Source organism: Nocardia transvalensis NBRC 15921, assembly GCF_000308875.1.
Taxonomy (GTDB): domain Bacteria; phylum Actinomycetota; class Actinomycetes; order Mycobacteriales; family Mycobacteriaceae; genus Nocardia; species Nocardia transvalensis.
In genome coordinates, this window is record NZ_BAGL01000070.1 from 60,920 (window position 1) to 84,946 (window position 24,027).

Genomic DNA, 24,027 nt, shown 5'->3' on the forward strand with positions numbered 1-24,027 from the left:
GTGAGAGTGTTGAGCTATAGCCTTCTCACCTAGAACGAGGTCGATGATGACCAGCACGGTTCGTGCGACGAAGCGCGAAAACGACGGTGCGGAACCCGAATTCGACGTCGCCCGTCATCTGGACGGGTCGGCGGTATTCTTCGGCGCCGCGGTCAATGTCATCATGCAGCTCAGCACGCCGCCGGTCGGGTATGGGGTGGTCGAGAGCACCGTCGACAGCGGCAAGATCTTCGTGCATCCGATCAAGCGCACCCGCACCACGCTCACCTATCTGGCCGTGGCGATGCTGGGCAGCGACGACGAGCGCGCGGCCTATCGCGAGGCGGTCAACCGCTCCCACCGCCCGGTCCGCTCGACCGAGTCGAGCCCGGTGAAATACAACGCCTTCGATCCGAAGCTCCAGCTGTGGGTCGCGGCCTGCCTGTACTGGGGCGCGCGCGACCTGCACGAACGCATGCACGGACCGACGCCGGAGGCCGACGCCGACGCCTTCTACCGGCACGCCGCCCGCCTCGGCACCACCTTGCAGATGCCGCCGGAGATGTGGCCGCCCGACCGCGCCGCCTTCGACCGGTACTGGGAGGAGACGCTGGCGCGGACGACCATCGACCCGCCGGTGCGCGGCTATTTCCAGGACCTCATCGACCTGAAGATGTTCCCGCCACCGATCCAGATGATGTTCGGCAGATTCCACCGTTTCGTCGTCACGGGCCTGCTGCCGCCGCACCTGCGCGAGCAGATGGACATGTGCTGGAACGAGCGCGACGACCGCAGGCTCGCCCGGCTGCTGCGCGCGGTCGGTGCCGTGGAGGCCCGAATGCCCGTGCGGGTCAAGGTGTTTCCGGTGAGCGTATTCCTGCTCGATATGCGCATCCGCCGCCGGTTCGGCCGACCGCTGGTGTAGGTCAGGGGATTCGGAAGCCCGGCACCACGTGCTCGCGCGCGAAGCGGCGCAGCGCGGCGTCGTCGTCGAGCGGGATGACCGTCTGCGGCGTGAGCGCCATCGACAGCGAGGTGCGCGCGAGCATCTCCGCCAGCGGCTGCGGATCGTAGTGCGGCAGTTTGCCTTCCGTCTGGAGCCGGGTGATGAACTCCGCCAGGTAGTCGCGCCCCAGCTCGATCACCGGCGCGCCCTGCACGGTCATGTACGGCAGCACGATCTCCGGCTCGGTCTTCAGCAGCCGGTCCAGCAACCGGTTGCCGCGCAGCCCGTCGAGGAACGCCACGAACAGCTCCACGATCTGGTCCTCGGCGCTGGCGTCGCGTTCGATCTGCCGCTGCACGGCCGCGTCCACCTGATCGACGAACTGGCGCGCCTGGTTCAGCGCCACCGCCTGGATGAGATCGGACTTGCCGGCGAACCGCCGATACAGCGTGGCCAGCGACAGCCCGCCGCGGCGAGCCACCTCGACCATGCTGGTCCGCTTGATGCCGAAATCCAGGAATGCCAGCAGTGCGGCGTCGAGCACCGGGGCCTGGGTCCGATCCTTCGTGTCCGCCCCACGCACCAGCGGCAGCAGTTTGGCCAGCTTGGCCATGCCCGATCCCCTTCCGCTCGATACGATGACAGCAAAATCATCGCACATAATCATTCCCACCAGTGACGCCCAGGCGGTCATTGACAGACCCACCGGTACGATGAGAAGGTGAGAATAGAAGTTTCTCACATTCCGCCCGACCTTCGGAGCGGAACGAGACCGAGGAGACGTGTCGCCGATGACCGCCGCCCTACGCGGGACCGACAACGAGCCGACCCCGCCGGAATCGACCATGACCCCGGAGATCGCCCGCGAGCACATCGATGGGGTCGCCGCGTTCCTCGGTGGCGCCGCGAACGTCATCATGCAGCTCAGCCACCCTCCGGTCGGCTACGGCGTGCTGGAGAGCACCGTCGACAGCGGCAAGGTCACGCTGCACCCGCTCAAGCGGCTCCGCACCACGCTGACCTATCTGGCGGTGGCCTGGATGGGGTCCGAGGAGGATCGCCGGGCCTACCGGGAGGCCGTGAACGGATCGCACCGGCCGGTGCACTCCAAGCCGGGCGCGCCGGTCAAGTACAACGCCTTCGACCCGAAGCTGCAGCTGTGGGTGGCGGCCTGCCTGTACTGGGGCGTCGACGATCTCTACACCCGCATGCGCGGGCCGATGGAACCGGAGCTGGCCGAGGAGTTCTACCGCTACAGCGTCCGGCTGGGCACCACGCTGCAGATGCGTCCGGAGATGTGGCCCGCCGATCGCGCGGCCTTCTACCGGTACTGGGACGAGAACCTCACCCAGCGCACCATCGACGAGCCCGCGCGGCGCTACTTCAACGATCTGATCGACCTGAAGATGATCCCGCGCCCGCTCCAGCTGGTGTTCGGCCGGTTCCACCGTTTCACCGTCACCGCCCTGCTCCCCCAGCACCTCCGCGACGAGATGGGCATGACCTGGACCGCCCGCGACGAGCGCCGCTTCCGCCGGGTGATCCGCGCGATCTCCGCCGTCTGGACCCGGCTGCCCCCGGTGATCCGGGCGGCCCCGCTGAATACCTATTTGGCGGACATGCGGATCCGTAGGCGCTTGGGCCTCAAACTGGTGTAACCCTCACTCCCGCAACTCGTCTCCCGACTCCCGCACACTACTTGCGCACGCCATCTCCCACTTCCGGCAAACCACTTCTTGTTTCCGGCGTGTTTTTGGCCGGAAACTCACGTGTGGATTCCGGCCGAAAGCGTGCCGGAAACAAGGGAGGGAGGCGGAAGGCGTGGAGGGGGTGGGTTCACTCGCGCTCGGTCAGGGCTCGTAGGAAGAACGTGAGGTTGGCTGGGCGTTCGGCCAGGCGGCGCATGAGGTACGGGTACCACTGGCGGCCGTAGGGGACGTAGACGCGTAGGGAGTTGCCGCCCCGGGCCAGGTTGCGCTGTTCGGCGTCGCGGATGCCGTAAAGCATCTGATACTCGAATTGCCCTGGGCCGATGGTGTTCTCGACCGTCAGCCGGGTGGCCGCGCAGATCATGGCCGGGTCGTGGGTGGCGACCATCGGGTAGCCGGAGCCTCGCATCAGCACGCCGAGGCAGCGCAGATAGGACGAGTCCACCTCCCCGGCGTGTTGATAGGCGACCGGCTCGGGTTCGCGATACGCCCCTTTGCACAGGCGAATTCGGGTCCCGCCCGCGGCCAGCTCGCGGCATTCGTCCTCCGCGCGGCGCAGGTAGGTCTGCACCGCGACGCCGAGCCAGGGGAATTCGCCGCGTAGCCGGCGGACGGCCGCGAGCGTGGCGTCGGTGGTGGTGTGGTCCTCGGCGTCGACGGTGACCCACACCCCGGCCTCCGCGGCGCGCAGGCACAGCGTGCGCAGATTTGCGGTGGCGACGGACGGTCCGTCCGGCTCCAGCGACTGCCCCAGCGCCGACAACTTGACCGAAACCTCCACGGGCCGAACGGGTTCGCCGGGCTCGGCGACCGCCTTCCCGGCCGCGGACAGCTCGTCGATGAGCGCGAGGTACTCCGTGACGGCGTCGTCGGCCATGGCCCGCTCGGTCGTGTTCTCGCCCAGGAAATCGACGCTCACCATCCGCCCGCTCTCCAGCAGTTCCCGCACCACCGGCAGCAGATCCGCGCGCGTCTCTCCGGCCACGAACCGCCGCACCACCGCGGCCGTCGCCGGAACCCGCAGCACGGCGTTCTTCACGCGCGAGGAACCCGCCGCGGCGAGGATGGCCGGACGCAGCGGGTTCATTCGTCGCCCCCGCCGGTGGCCGGCATCAGGACTCCATGTGCGGATAGCGGTAATCCGTTGGCGGGGTGAAGGTTTCCTTGAGGGCACGTGGCGCGACCCAGCGCAGCAGATTGAGGTACGAGCCCGCCTTGTCGTCGGTGCCCGAGGCGCGTGCGCCGCCGAACGGCTGCTGGCCGACGACGGCGCCGGTCGGCTTGTCGTTGATGTAGAAATTTCCGGCGGTGTACCGCAGGGCGGATGCGGCCTGCTCCACGGCCGCGCGGTCGCGGGCGAACACCGCGCCGGTGAGGGCGTAGGGCGCGGCGGTGTCGACCTCGCCGAGCAGTGCGGTGAAGGCCTCCGGGTCACCGTCGTCGTACACGTGCACCGACAGGATCGGGCCGAAGTACTCGGTCGTGAACGCCTCGTCGCGCGGATCGTCGGCCAGCAGCACGGTCGGCCGGACGAAGTAGCCCTCGCTGTCGTCGTAGGCGCCGCCGACCGGGATCTCGATGCCCTCGGACCGGGCACGCTCGATGGCGGCCACATTCTTGTCGTAGGCGCGCCGATCGATCAGCGCCCCACCGAAATTCGACAGATCGGCCACGTCGCCGTAGCTGATCTCGGCGGTCTCGGCGAGGAAGTCGTCGCCCATGCGCCGCCACACCGAGCGCGGGATGTACGCGCGCGACGCGGCCGAACATTTCTGTCCCTGATATTCGTAGGCGCCGCGAATCAGCGCCGTGCGCAACGCATCCGGATCCGCCGAGGCGTGCGCCACGATGAAGTCCTTACCGCCCGTCTCCCCGACCAAGCGCGGATATCCCTGGTAGTTCCGCAGATTCGCGCCGACCTGCTGCCAGAGATACTGGAACGTGCCGGTGGATCCGGTGAAGTGAATACCCGCCAGCCGCGGATCCGGCAGGACGGCTTCCGACAGCTCGCGCCCGTCGCCGGTGACCAGATTGATCACCCCCGGCGGCAGTCCGGCCTCCTCCAGTACCCGCATCGTGTGATACGCGGCCAGCGTCTGCGTGGGCGACGGCTTCCACAGCACCGTATTGCCCATCAACGCCGGTGCGGTGGGCAGATTCCCGGCGATCGCGCTGAAGTTGAAGGGCGTGATCGCGTAGACGAAGCCCTCCAGCGGCCGATAGTCCATCCGATTCCACACGCCCGCACCGGAATTCGGCTGCCACTCCTGGATCTGCCGGGCGAAGGCGACATTGAAGCGCCAGAAGTCGACCAGTTCGCAGGGCGCGTCGATCTCGGCCTGATACGCGGATTTGGACTGGCCCAGCATGGTCGCGGCGGCGACGGTCTCGCGCCACGGTCCGGCGAGCAGGTCGGCCGCCCGCAGCAGGACCGCGGCCCGCTCGTCGAACGGGGTGTCCCGCCAGCCCGGCGCGGCGGCGACGGCGGCCTCGACCGCCGCGGCGCCCTCCTGCCGCGTGGTGTCCGAGCAGGTGCCGAGCACGTGGCGGTGGCGGTGCGGCATGACGATATCGGAGCGGGGACCGGTGCCCGGGCGATGTTTGCCGCCGATCACCAGTGGTACGTGGACGGATTCGGCGGACAGTTCGGCCAGTTTGCCGACCAGGCGCTCGCGCTCCGCACTGCCCGGCGCGTAGGAGTGGACCGGCTCGTTGGCCGGAGCGGGGACAACCGTCACAGCGTCCATACCCCCAGGCTAACGCTGGGTGGGCGGGCGCGGGGCGTGCCTCGCGCGACCCTTTACCATCCGTACAGTGAGCGACGCGACGATCGACCTGCGACCCTGTGCGGGGCCTGCCGAATATCCGAAACTGGTGGACGTGTGGCGCAGCGCCGTCCTGGCGACCCATCATTTCCTGGCGCCGGCGGACTTCGCGGATATCGAGAGCCACCTGGCCGTCGACTACTTTCCCGCGGTCGAGCTGACCGTCGCGACCGTCGACGGCGGCATCGTCGGCTTCTCCGGACTCGCCTCGGGCCAGCTGGAGATGCTGTTCATCGATGACGCCTACCGCGGCCGCGGCGTCGGGTCGGCCCTGCTGCACGCCGCCCTCGACCGCTACCCGTCGCTCACCGTCGACGTCAACGAACAGAACCCCCAGGCCCTCGGCTTCTACCAGCACCACGGCTTCGTCGTCACCGGCCGCTCCGACACCGACTCGGAAGGCCGCCCGTACCCCCTGGTGCACCTGGTGTTCGCGGTCCCCGGGGACTGAGCGCCCACCATCCGGCCACCACGAGGAGACGTCAGGCCACCTCATGCCCGCCATCCCCGCCACCACGGGAGTCGTCAGATCACCTCATGCCCGCCATCCCCGCCACCACGGGAGTCGTCAGATCACTTCATGCCCGCCGTGTCGAGCGCACTGCGGGAACTAGGGGTTCAGGAAAGGCGGGCGACGGCGGCGGCTATGCGCTCGTCGGTGGCGGTGAGGGCGATGCGGACGTGCTCGGCGGCGGTGGGGCCGTAGAAGTCGCCCGGGGCGGCGAGGATGCCGCGGTCGGCCAGCCAGTCCAGGGTGGTGCGGCAGTTCTCGCCGCGGGTGGACCAGAGGTAGAGGCCGGCCTGCGAGTGGTCGATGCGGAAACCGGCCGCCTGCAACGCCTTTCGCAGGATCTCGCGGCGAGCCCGATACCGCTCGCGCTGCCGGGCCTCGTGCGCGTCGTCGCCGAGCGCCGCGGTCATGGCGGACTGGATCGGGAAGGGCACGATCATCCCGGCGTGCTTGCGCACCTCCAGCAGCTCGCGCACCAGCTCCGGATCGCCGGTCACGAATCCGGCGCGGTAACTGGCGAGATTCGACGTCTTCGACAGCGAGTGGATGGCCAGCAGCCCGGTGTGGTCACCGTCGCAGACCTCGGGATCGAGGATCGACACCGCGCGCTCGTCCCAGGCCAGGCCGAGGTAGCACTCGTCGGACGCCACGATCGCGCCGCGCTCCCGGGCGAAGGCCACCACCTTGCGCAGATGGTCCACCCCCAACACGCGGCCGGTCGGATTGGACGGCGAATTCAGGAAGATCAGCGCCGGGGACTGCGGGCCGAGCTGGGTCAGGCCGTCGGCACGGGCGACGCGCGCGCCCGCCAGCAGCACGCCCACCTCGTAGGTCGGGTACGCCACCTCCGGAATCACGACCAGATCGACGGCGCCGAGACCGAGCAGCCGCGGCAGGCCCGCGATCAATTCCTTGGTGCCGATCACCGGAAGCACCGCGTCGGATTCGACGCCGGTGATGCCGTACCGCCGCTTCAGCGCGTCGACCGTGGCCGCGCGCAACTGCGGCGTGCCGTGCGTGGCCGGATAGCCGGGCACCTCCGCGACCGCGGCGAGCGCCTCGCGGATCAGCGGATCGACGGGGTCGACCGGCGTGCCCACCGACAGATCGACGATCCCGTCGGGGTGAGCCGCCGCCCGCGCCTTCACGGAAGCGATGGTGTCCCAAGGAAAATCGGGCAGCAGACTGCTGACCCGGCCACGCTGCGACAAACCGTTACTCGCTCGCCATGGGCGGGAGTTCTTTGATGAACGCCGGGTCGTAGTCGGTCTTGCCGACCTTGGTGGCGCCGCCGGGCGAGCCCAGCTCGTCGAAGAAGTCGACGTTGGCGTTGATGTATCCGGTCCACTGGTCCGGCGTGTCGTCCTCGTAGAAGATTGCCTCCACCGGGCACACGGGCTCACATGCACCACAGTCCACGCACTCGTCCGGATGGATGTACAGCATGCGGTTGCCCTCGTAGATGCAGTCCACGGGGCATTCCTCGATGCACGCCTTGTCCTTCACGTCAACGCACGGTTCAGCGATGATGTACGGCACTGCCGCTCTCCTAGTCTGTCCTTGCCTGCGGGATACTTCCGCGCCCGCGCAACAGTATCCCGGCGCCCTTACATTACTACTGGTCAGCCTTGCCTAACTCGGTGCGGCCCGCAGCGCGGCGTGGAACGGCGCACCCCCTGGTCGAAGCCTTGCCGTCCGGTTACGAATCCTGTTCGGTCGAATCGGTTTCCACCGTAGTGACCAACATCCGCAACAGGTCTCGCAATTCCCGCTGTTGAGTATCGCTGAGTGAGGTGAGCGGTGATCCGGTCCCCAGCTTGGCGAGAACCGCGGCACGACTGTCCTGACCGGCCGGGGTGAGTTCGATCCGCTTGGCGCGCCGGTCGGTCGGGTGCGGTGTGCGCTCGATCAGGCCCTGGGCCTCCAGTTTGTCCAGCACGAAGGTGGCGTTCGAGGGCTCGCAGGTCATCCGGACGGCCAACTCCCGCGCGGTGATCGGCTCCGACAGCTCGCGCAGCGCGATGACCTGCGTGGGCGTCAGGCCCAGCTGTTCGGAGACCCGCCTGACGTGCACGTCGAGGCGGTGGGTGAACGAGTGCACCAGATGGCAGACATCGCGATCGATCTCACTGTCCACGGGGGTTTGCGACTCCCCCTCGGGCCACCGGCTCATGCCACGAGTCTAGCCGTGATGGTTCGAGCTGTGATAGTTATAGTTCGAATTATTCGAACTATAACTATATGGAGTGGCGATGCGCCTACCCGTCCTGTCCCTGATGCTGGTCGTATTCGGCCTCACCACCGGTGAATTCGCGATCGCCGGGATCCTGCCGGAGGTGGCGGGCGATCTCGCCGTGCCGGTGCCGTCGGCGGGCCTGCTGGTCACCGCGTACGCGCTGGGCATGATCGTCGGCGGGCCGGTGGTCACGGTGCTGACCGCGCGGGTGCCGCGGCGGCGGCTGATCGTCGGACTGGTCGGATTCGCGGTGCTGGCCAATCTCGGGTCGGCCCTCGCGCCCGGCTATCCGATGCTCGTCGTCACCCGGTTCGCGGCCGGGCTGATCGTGGCGACGTTCTTCGCGCTGGCCATCGCGACGGCGGTGGGGACCGCGCGCGAGGGCCGGGCGGCCTCGGCGATCGCGCAGGTGGCGCTCGGTATGAATCTGGGCATCGTCCTCGGCACGCCGGTCGGCACGGTCGTCGGCCAGCACCTGGGCTGGCGGGCCACCTTCGTCGCCGTCGCCGCGATCGCCGGGCTGGGATTGCTGATGGTGCTGCGGTTCGTCACCGAACTTCCACCCGCCGCAACGGGTTCCGTCTTCGGCGAGCTGCGGGTGCTGACGGACCGGAACCTCCTGCTCGCTATCGCCCTGACCGCGCTGGGCAGCCTGGGCGTGGTCGGCGTCTTCACCTACATCGCCCCGCTGCTCACCGATATCGCCGACTTCTCCGCCGCGGCCGTGCCCGCCCTGCTCCTGATCTACGGCGTCGGCGCGGTGGTCGGCAACCAGCTCGGCGGCCGCCTCGCCGACCGAGCCCTCCTCCCCGCCCTGATCGGCCTGCTCACCGCACTGACGATCGCCCTGGCCCTGTTCTGGGTCGGCGGCGAGATCCCTTCGGTTGCAGCGGTTCTCGTCTTCCTCCTCGGCACCCTAGCCTTCGCCGTCATCCCCGGCATGCAATCCCGGGTAATCAGCGCCGCCTCCGCCGCCCCCACCCTCGCCATCGCCCTCAACGCCGCCGGCTATCAGCTGGCCGCGGCCCTCGCAGGCCGCCTGGGCGGCTGGACCATCGCCGAGGGACCGGGACTCCGAGCACTCCCTCTGATCGCCGCTGCCCTCACCGCCACCAGCGTTGCCCTCGCCGTTTACATGCTCCGTCGCGACCGACATACGGCAACCGTGTAGCCGGCTGTGGATTCCGGCCAAAAGCGTGCCGGAAACGTGATCGGCCGGAGCGGGTGTCACCCCACCTGCAAGGACAATGCCGGGGCTCGGTGGGGTGGGCGGCCGTAGAGGGTGGTGCGTTCTCGGGTGGGGCGGCCTATGGCTGTGGCTATGTCGGTGAGTTCGGCGACGGTTTTGGCGGAGCCGTGTTCGGAGCCGGCCATGCGGGAGATGGTTTCCTCCATCAGGGTGCCGCCGAGGTCGTTGGCGCCGCCGTCGAGCATGACCTGGGTTCCCTTGGCGCCGAGTTTGACCCAGCTGGTCTGGATGTTGTCGATGCGACCGTGGAGCATGATGCGGGCCAGGGCGTGGGCGGCGCGGTTGTCGCGGATGGTCGGGCCGGGGCGGGAGGCGCCGGCCAGGTACAGCGGGGCGCTCTGGTGCACGAACGGCAGCAGGACGAATTCGGTGAAACCCTGTGTCTCGTCCTGGATTCCGCGCAGCACCCGCAGGTGGCCGACCCAGTGGCTCGGGTTGTCGACGTGGCCGTACATCATGGTCGAGCTGGACCGGATGCCGAGCTTGTGCGCGGTGGTGACCACATCGATCCACGCCGAGGCGGGCAGCTTGCCCTTGGTGAGCACCCAGCGCACGTCGTCGTCCAGGATTTCCGCAGCCGTGCCCGGAATCGTGTCCAGCCCAGCGTCTTTCAGCGCCGACAACCAGTCGTGGATACTCTGGCCGCCGCGCGAGGCCCCGTTCACGATCTCCATCGGGCTGAACGCGTGGACGTGCATCGACGGCACCCGCTTCTTCACCGCCCGCACCAGATCGGCGTAGCCGGTGACCGGCAGATCGGGATCGATACCGCCCTGCATACAGACCTCGGTGGCGCCCTCGACGTGCGCCTCCCAGGCGCGGTCGGCGACCTCCTCCGCGGACAGCGAGAACGCGTCGGCGTCGCCCTTGCGCTGCGCGAACGCGCAGAACCGGCAGCCGGTGTAGCAGATGTTGGTGAAGTTGATATTGCGGTTGACGATGTAGGTGACGTCGTTGCCGACGGTGTCGCGGCGCAGCTGATCCGCCAGTGCCGCAACGGCATCCAGCTCGGCGCCGTCGGCAGTGGCCAGCGCCAGGTACTGGTCGTCGGTGAGCCCGGCGGGGTCGCGCTCGGCCGCCCGCAGCGCGGACAGCACATCGGCGTCGAACCGCTCCGGCGCGCTGACGGCCAGCTCACGGACCCGCTCACGCACGGTCTCCCAGTCGCCGAACGCTCCGAGCCCCTCGCCACCGAGCCCGGAATCGCTGCGCGCCTCGGTATTCCGGCCGTCGGTATCGATCGCGGTGTTCAGATCGACGCGGCCGGTGGACTCCCACGACTCGTCCGGCTCCTGCCAGGGCAGTCCCCGCACTTCCGCATCCGGATTCGCCAGCCCCGTCTCGAGATCGGAGACGGCGGCGATATGCGCGCCGATCCGCGGATCGACCCACGGGCTCCCGGCCTGCACGTAACGCGGATGCGCGGAGGTGCGCTCGGCCAGGCGGTATCCGCCCGCCGCGGTGATCTCGGCCAGGGTGTCCAGATTCGGCCACGGCCGTTCGGGATTGACGTGGTCGGGGGTCACCGGCGAGACGCCGCCCCAGTCGTCGATGCCCGCGTCGATCAGCGCCAGGCACTCGGCCTGCGAGACCAGATTCGGCGGCGCCTGTATCGCCACGTCCGGCGGCATCACCAGGCGCGAGACCGCGACCGCGGCCAGGAACTCCTCGATATCGGCATCCGAATGGTCGCGCATGGCGGTATCGGTCTTGGCCCGGAAGTTCTGCACGATCACTTCCTGGATGTGACCGAATTCCTTGTGCTGCTTGCGAATCGCCATAATGGACTCGGCCCGCTCGGACAGCGTCTCGCCGATGCCCACCAGGATGCCGGTGGTGAAAGGCACCGACAGCCGCCCGGCATCGGTGATCGCGCGCAGCCGCACCGCGGGGTCCTTGTCGGGGCTGCCGTAGTGGCAGTTGCCCTTCTCGGAGAACAGCCGGGTCGCGGTGGTCTCGAGCATCAGGCCCATGGACTGGCTGACGGGCTTGAGGCGCGCGACCTCCTCCCACGACATGATGCCGGGATTGACGTGCGGCAGCATGCCGGTCTCCTCGAGCACCATGATCGAGACGGCCCGCAGGTAGTCCAGGGTGGAGTCGTAACCGTGCTCGTCGAGCCACTGCTGCGCCTCCGGCCACCGGTCCTCCGGCCGGTCGCCGAGCGTGAACAGTGCCTCCTTGCAGCCCAGCGCCGCGCCCTTGCGGGCGATGTCGAGCACCTCGTCGGGCGTCAGATACATGCCCTTGCCGGCCGCGCGCAGCTTGCCCGGCACCGTGACGAAGGTGCAGTAGTGGCAGCGGTCGCGGCAGAGCTTGGTCAGCGGGATGAAGACGTTCTTGGAGTAGGTGATGGTCTTGGACCGGCCCGCGGACTCCATCGCCGCGTCGCGCACGCGGGCGGCGCTGGCTTTCAACTCCGCCAGGTCGTCGCCGCGGGCGTGGAGCAGGACGGCGGCCTCGTCGACGTTGAGCGTGACTCCGTCGCGGGCTCGCCGTAGCGCGCGGCGCATCGCCGACGCGGCCGGGGCTGTGGGCGGGATGCCAGGGTTCGGTAGATCCGTCACACCCTCGATCATGCGTCAACCATCCGCGTTCTCTCCCTCCGGTACCTGTGCCGTGACACAACCTGGCATTCCGGTGGACTATTCCGTGCGGACCGGCGAAATGGGCGAATTCCGTGAAACGATGACTGCATGGCTGCTCCCCTCGATCGGGCCGCGACATCGCCCGAGCGGACGATCATGGCCGGGCCCGCGTGGCGGCCGAGTCCTCGCGCCCGGTTGCTGTGGGCGCTCGGGCCCGCGATCGGATGGGCGATCGTGCTGATCGGCGAGGTGATCTGGGTGGTCGTGGATGCCGATCACCGGGCGGTGCAGGCCGCGGGCGTACTCGCCACGCTGGTGGTGGCGGCGGTCGTGGTCTTCGCCGTTCCGATGTGGCGGTACGCGGTGCACCGCTGGGAGGTGACCGACGAGGCGGTGTACACGCGCACCGGATGGCTCACCCAGGAGAGCCGGGTCGCGCCCATCACCCGGGTCCAGACCGTCGATACTCAGCGCGGGCCGCTGGAACGGATGCTCGGGCTGGCCACGGTCACGGTGACCACCGCGTCCTCGGCGGGGGCGGTGCGGATCAGCGCCCTGGATCTGCCGGTCGCCGAGCAGACCGTCGCACGGCTGACCGAAATTGCCGCCCGGCATCGAGGGGATGCGACGTGAGCGCGGAAACCTCCGCGGTGGCCCACGCCTCCTGGCAGCGGCTGGACAAACGGATGTTGCTGGTACATCCCGTCCGGGAAGTGGTGCGGTACATCCCGGTGCTGATCCTGTCCGTGATCGTCGGGACCCGGAACGACAATCCCGGGTGGGGGCTGGTCGCGCTCGCGGTGATCGTGGGCCTGGCCGTCGCTCGCTGGTTCACCACCACCTATCGCATCGGTCCCGGCAATGTCGAACTCCGCACGGGGCTGGTGCAGCGCAAACTGCTGGCGGTGCCGCGGTCGCGCATCCGGTCGGTCGATATCGAGGCGGATCCGCTGCATCGGGCGCTGGGGCTCGCGGTGCTGACCATCGGGACCGGGCAGCAGGCGGGCTCGGACGAGCAGTTCAAACTCGATGCCCTGGACGCTCGGCTGGTTCCGGGTCTGCGGGTGGATCTGCTGCGGCATCTGCGGGAGGCCGAGGCGGAGGAGACATCCGGCGCGGAGTCGACCGCCGACGAATCCGTCTCGCAGGGGCGCGAGAGCGTGGAAATCGGCCACTGGCAACGGGATTGGGTGCGGTACGCGCCGTTGTCGCTGACCGGATTCGCCATCGTCGCGCCGGCCGTGGGCTTGGCGTTCCAGTACGGCCTCGCCGAAGCCGTCTTCCGATCCGATGCCGTGCACAGTGTGGAGGACCGCAGCGCGTGGTTCCTCACCGCCGTGGTCGTGGCGCTGGTCGCCGCGGTGGTGGCGATCGTCAGCCTGGCCGGATGCGCGCGCTACCTCGCCACGTGGTTCGGCCTCCGCGTCCTCGACGACGGCCGGACCCTCCACATCCGCCACGGGCTGTTCACCACCCGCCAGACCACCCTCGACCTCGCCCGCCTGCGCGGCGCCACGGTGAACGAACCACTCCTCCTACGCCTGGCCGGCGGCGCCGAACTCGAGTCGATCATGACCGGCACCAGCCCCCGCCAGAAAATCCTCCCCCAGGCCCCCCGCGCAGCCGTGGAACGCACCCTGGGCCACCTCCTGACAAGCCAGTTCGACCGAAACCTCGCCCCGCCGTCGAACGAAACCCACACGCCTCTCTCGGACGAAACGCACGCGCTTTCCGCAAGCGAAGCGCCCTCATTTTCCCGGCATGCTTTTGGCCGGGATCTCGCTGCGACGGCCGCAGCTCCGGCGACTATTCCGTTGGTAGCGCACGGAACTCGGGCTCGGCAGCGTCGGTATACGCGGGCGGTGGGACCCGTTGCGGCGGTGGCGGTTGCGCTCGGGGTGGTTGCCGGTGCGGGAGTGAATGTTCCGGTGTGGGCCTGGGTGGTGCTGGTGGTGTTCGCGGTGGGGGCAACGGGTTTGGCGTACGACAGGTATCGGGGGCTCGGGCATGCGGTCCTGCCCGCTGCAGATCGGCGGCCTACCTGGTTGATCACTCGCAGTGGCTCGCTGGACCGCGACCGGGACTGTATCGAGGCGCCGGGAATCATCGGCTGGACCGTACGGCAGACCTTCTTCCAGCGGCGGGCCGGTCTCGCCACCCTCGTCGCCGCGACGGCCGCCGGGAAGAAGCGGTATCACGTGGTCGACGTTCCCATCGAGCGAGCGTGGGAGTTGATCGAGGAGGTCACGCCGGGGGTTACGGGCGGGGGCGGAGGAAGGTCCTGCGGAAGAGGTAGAAGCCGGCGGGGATGAGGCCGCAGGCGAGGAGGGCGGGGGAGGTCCAACTGTCGGTGAGCATGACGTCGCCGCCGGGGCCGCCGGTGGCGCAGATGAGGTAGCCGAGGAGCCAGGCCAGGAGCGGGAGGGCCAGGGCGGCGGGGCGGGAGGCCACCACGCCCATACCCATCACCAGCAGCACGTTCACCACCGCCGCGACGAGCAGGGTGATCGGGAACGGTGTCGCGCCGAGGTAGGTGGGCAGGTACAGGACCTCGAGGGCCAGCGACAGCAGACCGTCGAAGACCAGGACTCCGGCCAGGACGCCCCCGAGCCCCTCCCAACCGGGCGGACGCACACCGGCCGCGCCGCCCGCGCGGGCGATCGAGGTGGCCGTCACGGCACCGGCGGGAAGCCGAGCAGGGTCAGCAGGTGACTCTGCATATCGACGAACCCGTAGAGCACCGACAGGTACAGATCGTGCTGCGCCTGCCAGTTGGGCTTCTGGCTCTCGACGAACGCCGCGATCGCGTCCTGCAGGCTCCAGTTGTACATGCGGGTCAGTGTAGGCGGCGCAGCCTCGTGCCCGTAAGACAAGATCACCGCCCGGCGTCCCCGAGCCCTGCGAACAGGTCGTGTTCCTTCCCGTCGGTCTCGACGGGCCCCAGCCGTCCCCGGGCGAGGATGAAATGCTCCTCCGGGAGGATCGGCTGCGCGATATCGTTCGAGAGGGCGAATTCGCGGCCGGAGGGGGCCACGGTCACCTGCGTCGCGTGGGCGCGCAGGGCGGCGCGCTTGGCCGCGAGCGCATCCGAGACATCGATGGAGGTCGTGACGGATTCGCTGGCGACACAGGGCAATTCGCCGACCGCGGGTAGCCGCCAGCCCGCCGGCAGCGCACCGGGCAGCCGATCGACCGTGCGGCGGGCCAGAGCCTCGGTGTGCAGGCGCAGGACCTCACCGTCGGTCACCGTCCAGTACACCTTCGGCACGGCCCAGCCCCCGGCGTCCGCGGCGTCGACCGCGGCCATCGTGACCCGGTGCGCGCGAATGTGATCCGGATGCCCGTAGCCGCCGCGCGGGTCGTAACACACCACCACCTGCGGCCGGACCTCGAGCAGAACCTCGGCCAGCGCGTCGACGGCCGCCTGGCCCGAATTCACGAACGCGCGCGGATGCAGGGTCTCGAGCAAGCGCGGATCGGAGGTCTCTCCCGCCATCCCGGAATCCCGCCAGCGGCCCGCGCCACCCAGGAACCGCGGCGAACCGGCGTCCAATGCGGCCAGCGCCCTGGACAATTCGCCGATCCGGTAGCCGCCCAGCTGATCGGCCCGAGCGCTGACCAACTGCGCCCACTGCTCGCCGATGACCTCGCCCTCCTCGCCGAGCGTGCAGGTCACCACGGTCACCGGAACGCCGCGGCGGCGGTAGTGCGCGATGGTGCCGCCGGTGGCGATGGATTCGTCGTCGGGGTGCGCGTGCACCAGCAGTAGGCCGCCGGTGGCGTCGGCGCTCACGACAGCCGCCGCCAGGTGGCCGCCCCGCCGAAGATCCCGACCTCGCTGGCGCCGCTCAGCGAGACCCCGTCCATGCGCGAGCTGGCCGCCGCCACCCCGTTGTCCTGCATGATCGGCAGGACGGTGCCCAGTTCCCACAGCCTCGGCTCGACATCGCCGAGCACCTTGGGCGCGTCCGTCCCGCGCACGGCGGCATCGATCGCGGGCTGCAGCGCCGGATCGCAGACGCCCGCGATATTGCTGGGCGCCTTGCGAATCGCCTCGATCTGAGAGGAGGTGGTGGTGTCGTCCTGGGTACCGGTCGACGCGGGCGGGCACCCGTAGCGCGACGACAGCACGGTGGCCGGATCGTCACCGGCCCGCTCCCAGCCGACGACCGCGTCCACCGTCCCCTCCAGCAACTCCTTGCCGTACAGATCCTCCGCCGAGTAGCTGCGCACACCGGCGTCGATACCGGCGCTGCGCAGCATGTCGGCGGCGGTATTGGCGACTGCCAGCGAGGTGGTGTCCTTGTCGACCGCGCCGATGCGGACGACCAGCGTCTTACCGTTCTTCGCGAGCGGACGCGGCTGCGGCGCAGGCGAAGTCGGCGAGGAGGCGCCCTGCTGCGGCTGTTCGGGCGCGCGGGCGAAGCCGGCCTCGGCGAGCATCCCGAACGCCTCGTCCGTAGACGGCCGCGGCGGCGCGGTCGGGGCGTACCCCGGATCCGCGGGCGAAAGTACTTGGGCGCGAGCCGGATCCATCCACGATCCGGTCTGGGCGCCGACGGTCGCCAGCAGTGTCGGATCCAGCAGTCCGAGGACGGCGTGCCGCACCCGCGGATCGGCGAGATCGCCCGTGCGCCCGTTCAGCGCCAGTTGCAGCACGCGCGCCTGCGGCATGATCGAGGTGCGCACCGCCGGAATCGCCTGCAGCTGAGCCTGTGTCGCCGTGCCGCCGCGCACCAGCGCCATCTGGGCATCACCGGAACGCAGCGATTCGGCCAGCTGGGCGGTGGTGCCGCCGCGCCGCAGCAGGATTTGGTCCGGGACCGCCGGCGTGCTCCAGTACCGGTCGTTGCGCTCGAGCAGGATCTCCTCGCGGCCGGAATCGGCCTGCTTGACCCGGAACTGCCCGCCCGAGATCGGGTTCTGGTCGATGAGGCCGCGCTCGACGGCCAGCGCCCGCTGGAAACCGCCGGGCGAATCCTTCAGCAGATGCGCGGGCAGCAGATCGGTGAACAGCTGCCGCCACGCCGGATAGGGCTCGCGGAAGGTGACCGTGACCGTCTTACCGCCCTCGGAGGAGCTGACATCGGAGATCAGCCGGTATCCCGCGGGGTCGACCACGCCCGGCTGGCTGATCATCTGCTGCCACAGGTAGCGGAAGTCCTCGGCGGCGATCGGCGCGCCGTCGGACCAGGACGCCTGGTTCTGGATCTTGTAGGTCAGGGTGAACGGTTCCTGCGAGGACACGTCCGCCGACACCATCAGCGCGCTGTCGGGCGTCCAGTCGGTCCCGCCGGGCGTCGTCGGCGACGAGGACGGCCGGAACGGGCTCGGGAACACCATCGAACTGACCGCGTTCGTGGCCGGCGACTGATTGGACCGTAGATGCGGGTTGAACCCGATCCCGATGTCGTCGACGGCCACCACCACCGTGCTCTTGGTGGGCTTGGCCGGAGTCGTCTTGGGGCTGTCCGTGCTCTCGATCGGCGGCGGCGGATTCGCCGTGCACCCGGCGAGCACCGTCACCGACGTCGCCAACACCAGCACCGCCGCGCGCCACTTGGCCCGAAAACTTGCCCCCGGCATCACGACCGGCACTCTACAGTGCTCGATTGCGCCGCCTCCGGCGTCGCGGGGGCACGGCCCCTGAGGCTCGTTTCTTCCGTCCTCCGCTCCTCCGCTTCGCTCCCCCGCTCCGTCAGTCCAGAAACGAGCCGGGCCGCGCCCCACATGGCTGCACCTTTCATTCGAAACGCTCGCGCCGGTGCCGCACCGGCCGGTGCGCGAGAGATTACGCGTTCCGGACGGCGCACCTGTTCCCGCATCCACGCGGGCCCGAGGGTCAGGCGTTCGAGGCGGCGCGGTCGCGGGCCTTGCGGCGGGAGAGTTCGCGGGCGCGCTCGGTGGCGTTGAGGATGACCTTGCGGACGCGGACCACGTCGGGGCCGACCTCGACGCATTCGTCGCCGGCGCAGAATTCCAGGGCGCCCTCGAGGTCCAGCACCATCGGGCGGGCCAGGGTCTCCAGCACGTCACCGGTGGAACTGCGCATATTGGTCAGCTTCTTCTCGCGGGTGACGTTGATGTCGAGGTCCTCCGCGCGGGGGTTGATACCGACGACCATGCCCTCGTAGGTGTCGGCGCCCGGATCCACGAAGAAGGTGCCGCGATCGGCCAGCTGCAGCATCGCGTAGGGGGTGACGCTGCCCGCGCGGTCGGACACCAGCGAGCCGGTGTGCCGCGCGCGGATCTCCCCGGCCCACGGCGCGTAGCCGTGCGAGACGGCGTTGGCGATGCCGGTGCCGCGGGTCTCGGTGAGGAAGTCGGTGCGGAAGCCGATGAGCCCGCGCGACGGCACGATGAATTCCATCCGGACCCAGCCGGATCCGTGGTTGGTCATCTGCACCATCTTGCCCTTGCGCGAGGCCAGCAGCTGTGTGACCGCGCCCAGGTGCTCCTCGGGCACGTCGACCGTCAGCTCCTCGTACGGCTCGTGCACCTTGCCGTCGACCATCCGCGTGACGACCTGCGGCTTGCCGATGGTCAACTCGAAGCCTTCGCGGCGCATGGTCTCCACCAGGATGGCCAGCGCCAGCTCGCCGCGGCCCTGGACCTCCCAGGTGTCGGGGCGCTCGGTGTTCAGCACGCGCAGCGACACATTGCCGACCAGTTCCTGGTCCAGCCGGGCCTTCACCAGCCGCGCGGTGAGCTTGGTGCCGCCGTTGCGGCCGGCCAGCGGCGAGGTGTTGATACCGACGGTGACCGAGATGGCGGGCTCGTCGACGGTGATGCGCGGCAGCGCCAGATCCTCGCCGGCGGCCACCTTCTCCGCGTCGGCGAGGGTGTCGCCGATCATGATGTCCGGGATCCCGGCGACGGCGACGATGTCACCGGCCTCCGCCTCCTCGGCGGGATTGCGCTCCACGCCGACGGTCTTCAGCAGCTCGGTGATCTTGACGCTCTTGACGCCGTCGGCACTCATCCACGCCACGTTCTGACCCTTGCGCAGGGTGCCGTTGTGGATGCGCAGCAGCGCCAGGCGGCCGAGGAACGGCGAGGCGTCGAGGTTGGTGACGTGCGCCTGCAGCGGCGCGGTGGCGTCGCCCTTGGGCGCGGGCACGCACTTCAGCAGCACCTCGAACAGCTCGTCGAGGTTCGGGGCGTCGGGGGCGTTGCCGTTCTCGGGGCGCGCCGTGGACGCCTTGCCCTCGCGGCCGGAGGCGTAGAGCACCGGCAGGTCCAGCGCCAGCTCGGCAGCCTCGGACGCCTCGTCGTCGAGGTCGGAGGCGAGGTCGAGCAGCAGGTCGTGCGATTCCTCGACGACCTCCTCGATGCGCGCGTCGGGCCGGTCGGTCTTGTTGACGACCAGGATGACCGGCAGCGAGGCGGCGAGCGCCTTGCGCAGGACGAACCGCGTCTGCGGCAGCGGGCCCTCGGAAGCATCGACCAGCAGCACGACGCCGTCGACCATCGACAGGCCGCGCTCGACCTCACCACCGAAGTCGGCGTGGCCGGGGGTGTCGATGACATTGATGACGGTGACGCTGCCATCGGCATTGTGCCGGTGCACGGCGGTGTTCTTGGCGAGAATGGTGATGCCCTTCTCGCGTTCGAGATCGCCGGAATCCATCACACGATCGACCGGTTCGGCCCGCTCGGCGAAGGCGCCGGACTGCCTGAGCATCGCGTCGACCAGCGTCGTCTTGCCGTGGTCGACGTGAGCCACAATCGCGACGTTGCGGAACTCGACAGACGACACGTGAAATCCTCCTGCTGAATGAGATGGTTGCCGGCCGACCCTCGACGTCGAGGGACCAGTGCAAGACAGGTGGACGAGTGACTCACCGGGCATGCGGCCAGCTATACAGTACCGAAATCCGCCAGAGCGGCCCCGATCGGTGCGGCTACACGCCCCAAACTTAGGCTATGCTTACCTCCCATGGGCAAGGTCAAGGCCAAACAGGTGTCGCGCCTGAAGCCGAAGAAGAAGTGCTGTCGCAAGAAGACGCGCTGCGTGAAATGCCCTGTCGTGGTCATGCGCATGCGGAAGGCCGAATCCGCCGGGATGTGCGGAAAAGACCTGAAGAAGTACCTGAAGCAGGCGCGTGCGGCCTAGCTCGCGGGGTACACCCGGGGTATGAGCACCCCACTACTGAGCGACGACGAGATCGCGACCGCACTGAAGGAACTGCCGGAGTGGACGCACACCGGCACCAGCATCACGCGCACCGTCGAGGCCCCCTCCTTCATGGCGGGTATCGAACTCGTGCGCCGGGTTGCCGCCGAGGCCGAGGCCGCCAACCATCACCCCGATATCGATATCCGCTGGCGTCGCGTCACGTTCACGCTCTCGACCCACTCCGAGGGCGGGCTCACGCGCCTGGATACGGCGCTGGCGGGCGAGATAGATCGGCTGGCTCAGCAGAGCTGAGCGCCCGCGCGTCCGCGCGCCGGGCCCGGCCGATCCGGATCAGCCAGATATAGAACGCGATCACCCCGATCGCGTCGACCGCACCCAGCCAGGACAGGATCCACGGCCGGGAGATGGTCCAGATCGTGGGCTGGAAGAACGACAGCACCCACGGCACGCCGATGAGCGCGGTCACCAGCCAGTAACCGGCGAGCACCCGGGCGCCGGCCGCGGCGCGCAGCGGCCCGTACAGCAACCACAGCACGACCGGAAGCAACCACATCCAGTGGTGCGACCACGAGATCGGCGAGGCCATCAGCCCGAACAACTGCACCACCAGCAGCGCGCCCAGCCGGTCCCCGGAATCCAGCGCTCGCCACGCGAAGTAGGCCAGCACCGCGAGCACGACCACGCCGCCGAACCACCAGAGCCCGAACGGGATCCGATGCCCGCCGAGATGCCACGGCCCGCCCGCGTCGTAACCCAGGATCCGGGTCAGCGCGCCGCGCAGGGACTGATTCCACACCGAGCCGACCGGCCCGATCCGGCTCGCGTCGCCGATCAGAGGCCCGAAGTAGGTGCGGGTCTCGGCCGGTGAGATGGCGAAACTCAGCCCGATCGTGGCCGCGAACACCACCGCGGCCCAGACCGCGCTCATCCAGCGGCGCTGGGTGAGGAAATAGAAGCCGGTGACCGCGGGCGTCAGTTTCACCCCGGCCGCGACGCCGACCAGCGATCCCGACAGCCACCACCCCGTGTAATAGGCCGCCGCGATACCCGCGAGCACCAGGAACGCGTTGACCTGCCCGTAGTCCATGGTCGTGCGGGTCGGTTCCAGCCACAGCCCCACCGCGGTCCAGCCGATCGCGGCCGTGCGCCAGCGGGTCTCGCGCGCGGCGTCACCGAGCAGCATCGCGAAGCTGATCCGCACCACGGCGTACAGCGCCGCCGCGATCAGCAGCAGCCACGCCACCGCGACCAGGGTGAACGGCAGATAGTGCAGCGGATAGAACACGACGGCGGCGAATGCCGGATAGGTGAAGGGGAGCGGGAAGTCCGGCGTCTTCTCCGAATAGGTGTAGTCGTAGAGGTGGCCGCTGCCCAGGCTGGCCGCTCCGTCGACGTAGACGTGCAGGTCCACGAGGTTCATCCCGTTGGGCGACAACAGCATCCACAGCAACCGGGCCAGCACGGACAGGCCCAGCGCGAGGAGGGCGATCCGGCGGGAGTGTCGCTTCACGGCACGCTGACTTTCGGCTGGGGTGGCGGGCCCGGACAAGATTACCGGCGGCGGTAACGACCCCTAGAGGGGCCTATCTTGTAACATTTGCATCACTGATCACTCCAGTAACATCGGAGTGGGGTTATCGTCCCAGAGCGGCAACAACCGATCCGACGCCGCCTGTGAGATCGCACCACGGCTGTACAACTTGGCTTCTCTATCCCTAAAGTGACGCAGGCGATGCGGCCGCATCGCCGGATGAGGTACCCGAGGTTAAGGACGGCTACACCAGTGCTTCGCACCAGAGGATCGCGGTTCGCAATGTCCGCGCTGGCCCTCGCGGCCGGTGCCACTGTCGCCGCGTCGACCGCGCTCGCCGCTCCGGCGCCGAAGCAGCAGGCCCCTGCCTCCGTCCCGTTGATTCCCGAGGGCGTCCCGGTCGACGCGATCGCCAGCCTCGCGCCCGCGATCATCGGCGCCGCCGCCAACGCCTCGACCATCGCCTCACCCGGCCAGCAGGGCATTCTCGACCAGGCCGAGCAGATCCTGAACTCCACGAATCTGCCGCCGCAGGTGAAGGCGGCCCTGCAGGCCATCGTCAAATTCCTCGACGGCAGCGGTGGCGGCGGTCCGGATCTCCCGGAGAACGGCCCCACGATCGCCCAGTTCCTCTACCCGACCATCGGCAAGGACTGCATCGGCCCCGGCTCCGATTCCGTCGGCACGGCACTGGCCGTCCCCGGCCCGGCCGAGCTACCGCCGCCCGGCCCGAACGGCGGCCAGTCCGGCTTCGTCTTCACCGCGCTGGGCACCAAAGGCCTGTCGCCGCAGCAGAATCCGCCGATGACGGTGCAGTGGTTCAACCTCGACAACCGCCAGGGCGGCACCCTCCCCCTGACCGACGAGGCCCACATCAACCCCGACGGCCCGGCCACCCTCTCGGCGATCGCCGACACCGGCCCGGGACGCGTCATCTCGGTGATCTCCGGATCGCTCACCACCCAGCCCTCGGCCGAGCAGGCGCCCATCACCTGCTCGTTCCTGCCGACCCTCGGCATCTTCACTGTCGCGCCCGCCGCCCCGTCGCCGGCGCGGACCCAGCCGCAGGCCCAGGCTCAGGAGGCACCGGTGCAACCGCAGGCCCAGGCTCAGCCGCAGGCCCAGCGCTGACGACAAGGCCCGGAGACGTCGCGTGTGCGACACTCCGGGCTTTTCGTCTTCCAACGGCCTTTCGGCTGTGGTAGACCGCTAATCATGACGACTGTCGATCAGCGCAAGTCGGTCATGTCCCGCCGCTCCTACCGATCGGTGCTGTCCACCCGATCGCATCGGTCGATCCTGTCGATCCGCTCGGAGGGATCCATCCTCTCCATCGGGTCGGCGTACTCGATCCTGTCCGTCGGCAGCGTGGGTTCGGTGCTGTCGATCGGCTCCATCGGCGCGTTCTTCAGCCTGGGCTCGGCGTTCTCCGGACTGTCCCGGTGGTCGCTGTTCGCCTGGATGGGGGTGCGCGAGGCGCCCGAGGCCCGCCCGATGCTCTCGGTGGTCCCCGACGAGCCGGATCTCTGCGACGACCCGACCTGCCACTGCCAGACCTGACGGGCGCTCACCACTGCCCGTACTGCGGCGTGAGGATGTCGTTGACGTCGACACCCACGCCGTCGACCGCGCGCTTGTCGATCTCGAACTGGTGCAGGTTCGCGGCCGGGTGCACGAAACCCTTCGGCGTGCCCCAATTGTGCTGCCAGAACCAGGAACCCAGGCCCGCGGCGTTCGCCAGCTCGATGGTGGGGGCATTGGCGTAGACGCCCACGTTCTCGTTGCCGAGCACCTGCTGCCAGCCCGCGAGGTAGGGGGCGATCATGGTGGCGAAGTCGGCGGCGCTGGGATTGTCGTCGATGGAGGCGTAGATGGGCGCGGTGTCGGATCCGCCCGCCTCGCGATGCAGTTGCAGCCCGCGGTCGGCGTGCCTCTTGCCCGCCTCCAGCCCGCCGCGCCAGTCCGCGGTCTCGCCCTTGCCGTACTGGTAGCAGGACACAATGGTCAGCCCAGCCGCCCGCAGCGACTCGACCTCGCTCGCCAGCAACGGTTTTCCGGCCATCCACTCCGCGCCCGGACGGCGGTCGGAGACGTAGCGGATCACCCCGGCGTGCCCGGCGGAGCGAATGGCGTCGGCCGAGGGCACCGCGCCGGCGTAGTCGAGCAGGGTGCCCAGCGGCGCGCCCGTGGCCGCGGCGTGCGGCGCCAGGGCCGAGAGGCCGGCGGCGGTGGCGGTACCGGCGGCGAGACCGAACAGGGTCCGCCGGGACATCGGGGTGAAACGCATCGGAGAACTCCTTCGCGCCGTACCTG

General features: G+C 69.3%; 24 protein-coding genes. 10 read left to right on the forward strand and 14 right to left on the reverse strand.

The window, feature by feature from the left end; translation table 11 throughout:
* The first annotated feature begins 46 nt into the window (after positions 1-46).
* Positions 47-904, forward strand: a complete 858-nt coding sequence (locus ON41_RS25775; protein ID WP_040750369.1) for an oxygenase MpaB family protein — start codon at positions 47-49, stop codon at positions 902-904.
* A 1-nt stretch (position 905) separates the two neighbouring features.
* Here the strand turns inward: ON41_RS25775 and ON41_RS25780 are convergent, their stop codons facing one another.
* Positions 906-1,538 (reverse strand): TetR/AcrR family transcriptional regulator, encoded by a 633-nt coding sequence (locus ON41_RS25780; protein ID WP_040750370.1) that lies wholly within the window; start codon positions 1,536-1,538, stop codon positions 906-908.
* Between the two features lie 178 nt (positions 1,539-1,716).
* Here ON41_RS25780 and ON41_RS25785 point away from each other — a divergent pair, with 178 nt between their 5' ends.
* Positions 1,717-2,583: an oxygenase MpaB family protein gene (locus ON41_RS25785; RefSeq protein WP_040750371.1), complete on the forward strand. Its 867-nt coding sequence runs from the start codon at positions 1,717-1,719 to the stop codon at positions 2,581-2,583.
* Between the two features lie 178 nt (positions 2,584-2,761).
* On the opposite strand, the gene ON41_RS25790 is transcribed toward ON41_RS25785, so the two are convergent.
* Both ON41_RS25790 and pruA read right to left on the reverse strand, forming a co-directional pair.
* Entirely contained in the window at positions 2,762-3,721 is a 960-nt protein-coding gene (locus ON41_RS25790) for a proline dehydrogenase family protein (RefSeq protein ID WP_040750373.1), read from the reverse strand.
* A gap of 25 nt (positions 3,722-3,746) precedes the next feature.
* On the reverse strand, positions 3,747-5,381 hold the full coding sequence (gene pruA, locus ON41_RS25795) for an L-glutamate gamma-semialdehyde dehydrogenase (RefSeq protein ID WP_040750374.1): 1,635 nt from the start codon (positions 5,379-5,381) through the stop codon (positions 3,747-3,749).
* 67 nt (positions 5,382-5,448) lie between these two features.
* On the opposite strand from pruA, the gene ON41_RS25800 reads away from it, so the two are divergent.
* On the forward strand, positions 5,449-5,910 hold the full coding sequence (locus ON41_RS25800) for an acetyltransferase (RefSeq protein WP_040750375.1): 462 nt from the start codon (positions 5,449-5,451) through the stop codon (positions 5,908-5,910).
* A 167-nt stretch (positions 5,911-6,077) separates the two neighbouring features.
* Here ON41_RS25800 and dapC read toward each other — a convergent pair whose 3' ends face one another.
* The 3 genes from dapC to ON41_RS25815 all read right to left on the reverse strand — a co-directional run bounded on the left by dapC (position 6,078) and on the right by ON41_RS25815 (position 8,143).
* Positions 6,078-7,181, reverse strand: coding sequence for a succinyldiaminopimelate transaminase (gene dapC / locus ON41_RS25805; protein WP_040750376.1), 1,104 nt, complete (start codon positions 7,179-7,181; stop codon positions 6,078-6,080).
* A gap of 4 nt (positions 7,182-7,185) precedes the next feature.
* Positions 7,186-7,509 carry a ferredoxin gene (fdxA, locus tag ON41_RS25810; RefSeq protein ID WP_040750377.1) on the reverse strand — a complete coding sequence of 108 codons (324 nt, stop codon included), beginning with the start codon at positions 7,507-7,509 and terminating at the stop codon, positions 7,186-7,188.
* Between the two features lie 160 nt (positions 7,510-7,669).
* A complete protein-coding gene (locus ON41_RS25815; protein ID WP_051162472.1) occupies positions 7,670-8,143 on the reverse strand; it encodes a MarR family winged helix-turn-helix transcriptional regulator in 474 nt (157 codons plus the stop codon).
* Positions 8,144-8,222: 79 nt separating this feature from the next.
* Between ON41_RS25815 and ON41_RS25820 the strand changes: the two genes are divergently transcribed.
* On the forward strand, positions 8,223-9,377 hold the full coding sequence (locus ON41_RS25820; protein ID WP_040750504.1) for an MFS transporter: 1,155 nt from the start codon (positions 8,223-8,225) through the stop codon (positions 9,375-9,377).
* Positions 9,378-9,433: 56 nt separating this feature from the next.
* On the opposite strand, the gene ON41_RS25825 is transcribed toward ON41_RS25820, so the two are convergent.
* Positions 9,434-12,034: a bifunctional FO biosynthesis protein CofGH gene (locus ON41_RS25825; RefSeq protein WP_040750378.1), complete on the reverse strand. Its 2,601-nt coding sequence runs from the start codon at positions 12,032-12,034 to the stop codon at positions 9,434-9,436.
* A gap of 117 nt (positions 12,035-12,151) precedes the next feature.
* Here ON41_RS25825 and ON41_RS25830 point away from each other — a divergent pair, with 117 nt between their 5' ends.
* Positions 12,152-12,676, forward strand: coding sequence for a PH domain-containing protein (locus ON41_RS25830; RefSeq protein ID WP_051162474.1), 525 nt, complete (start codon positions 12,152-12,154; stop codon positions 12,674-12,676).
* 53 nt (positions 12,677-12,729) lie between these two features.
* Positions 12,730-14,355: a PH domain-containing protein gene (locus tag ON41_RS25835; protein ID WP_083905656.1), complete on the forward strand. Its 1,626-nt coding sequence runs from the start codon at positions 12,730-12,732 to the stop codon at positions 14,353-14,355.
* Here ON41_RS25835 and ON41_RS25840 read toward each other — a convergent pair.
* The 5 genes from ON41_RS25840 to typA form a co-directional block, all read right to left on the reverse strand.
* Positions 14,300-14,719, reverse strand: coding sequence for a hypothetical protein (locus tag ON41_RS25840; protein ID WP_051162478.1), 420 nt, complete (start codon positions 14,717-14,719; stop codon positions 14,300-14,302). The genes ON41_RS25835 and ON41_RS25840 overlap by 56 nt on opposite strands.
* Positions 14,716-14,874: a hypothetical protein gene (locus tag ON41_RS42380; RefSeq protein WP_169336513.1), complete on the reverse strand. Its 159-nt coding sequence runs from the start codon at positions 14,872-14,874 to the stop codon at positions 14,716-14,718. The genes ON41_RS25840 and ON41_RS42380 overlap by 4 nt, the downstream gene beginning before the upstream one ends.
* A gap of 44 nt (positions 14,875-14,918) precedes the next feature.
* Positions 14,919-15,836 carry an N-acetyl-1-D-myo-inositol-2-amino-2-deoxy-alpha-D-glucopyranoside deacetylase gene (gene mshB, locus ON41_RS25845; RefSeq protein ID WP_040750380.1) on the reverse strand — a complete coding sequence of 306 codons (918 nt, stop codon included), beginning with the start codon at positions 15,834-15,836 and terminating at the stop codon, positions 14,919-14,921.
* Positions 15,833-17,629, reverse strand: a complete 1,797-nt coding sequence (locus ON41_RS25850; protein ID WP_040750507.1) for an ABC transporter family substrate-binding protein — start codon at positions 17,627-17,629, stop codon at positions 15,833-15,835. The genes mshB and ON41_RS25850 overlap by 4 nt, the downstream gene beginning before the upstream one ends.
* 256 nt (positions 17,630-17,885) lie before the next feature.
* Positions 17,886-19,802, reverse strand: coding sequence for a translational GTPase TypA (typA, locus tag ON41_RS25855; protein WP_040750381.1), 1,917 nt, complete (start codon positions 19,800-19,802; stop codon positions 17,886-17,888).
* Positions 19,803-19,982: 180 nt separating this feature from the next.
* Between typA and ON41_RS42385 the strand changes: the two genes are divergently transcribed.
* On the forward strand, positions 19,983-20,159 hold the full coding sequence (locus ON41_RS42385) for a hypothetical protein (protein ID WP_085995807.1): 177 nt from the start codon (positions 19,983-19,985) through the stop codon (positions 20,157-20,159).
* A 21-nt stretch (positions 20,160-20,180) separates the two neighbouring features.
* Positions 20,181-20,474 (forward strand): 4a-hydroxytetrahydrobiopterin dehydratase, encoded by a 294-nt coding sequence (locus tag ON41_RS25860; RefSeq protein ID WP_040750382.1) that lies wholly within the window; start codon positions 20,181-20,183, stop codon positions 20,472-20,474.
* Here ON41_RS25860 and ON41_RS25865 read toward each other — a convergent pair.
* Complete coding sequence (locus ON41_RS25865; RefSeq protein ID WP_040750383.1) at positions 20,416-21,693, reverse strand: mannosyltransferase; 1,278 nt, start codon at positions 21,691-21,693, stop codon at positions 20,416-20,418. The two genes, ON41_RS25860 and ON41_RS25865, sit on opposite strands and share 59 nt — an antisense overlap.
* Before the next feature lie 303 nt (positions 21,694-21,996).
* On the opposite strand from ON41_RS25865, the gene ON41_RS25870 reads away from it, so the two are divergent.
* Together ON41_RS25870 and ON41_RS25875 are read left to right on the forward strand one after the other, a co-directional pair.
* On the forward strand, positions 21,997-22,845 hold the full coding sequence (locus tag ON41_RS25870; protein ID WP_246460883.1) for an Rv1157c family protein: 849 nt from the start codon (positions 21,997-21,999) through the stop codon (positions 22,843-22,845).
* A gap of 84 nt (positions 22,846-22,929) precedes the next feature.
* Positions 22,930-23,274 (forward strand): hypothetical protein, encoded by a 345-nt coding sequence (locus ON41_RS25875; protein ID WP_174411359.1) that lies wholly within the window; start codon positions 22,930-22,932, stop codon positions 23,272-23,274.
* A 7-nt stretch (positions 23,275-23,281) separates the two neighbouring features.
* On the opposite strand, the gene ON41_RS25880 is transcribed toward ON41_RS25875, so the two are convergent.
* Positions 23,282-24,001 (reverse strand): DUF1906 domain-containing protein, encoded by a 720-nt coding sequence (locus ON41_RS25880; RefSeq protein WP_040750384.1) that lies wholly within the window; start codon positions 23,999-24,001, stop codon positions 23,282-23,284.
* Positions 24,002-24,027 lie beyond the last annotated feature (26 nt).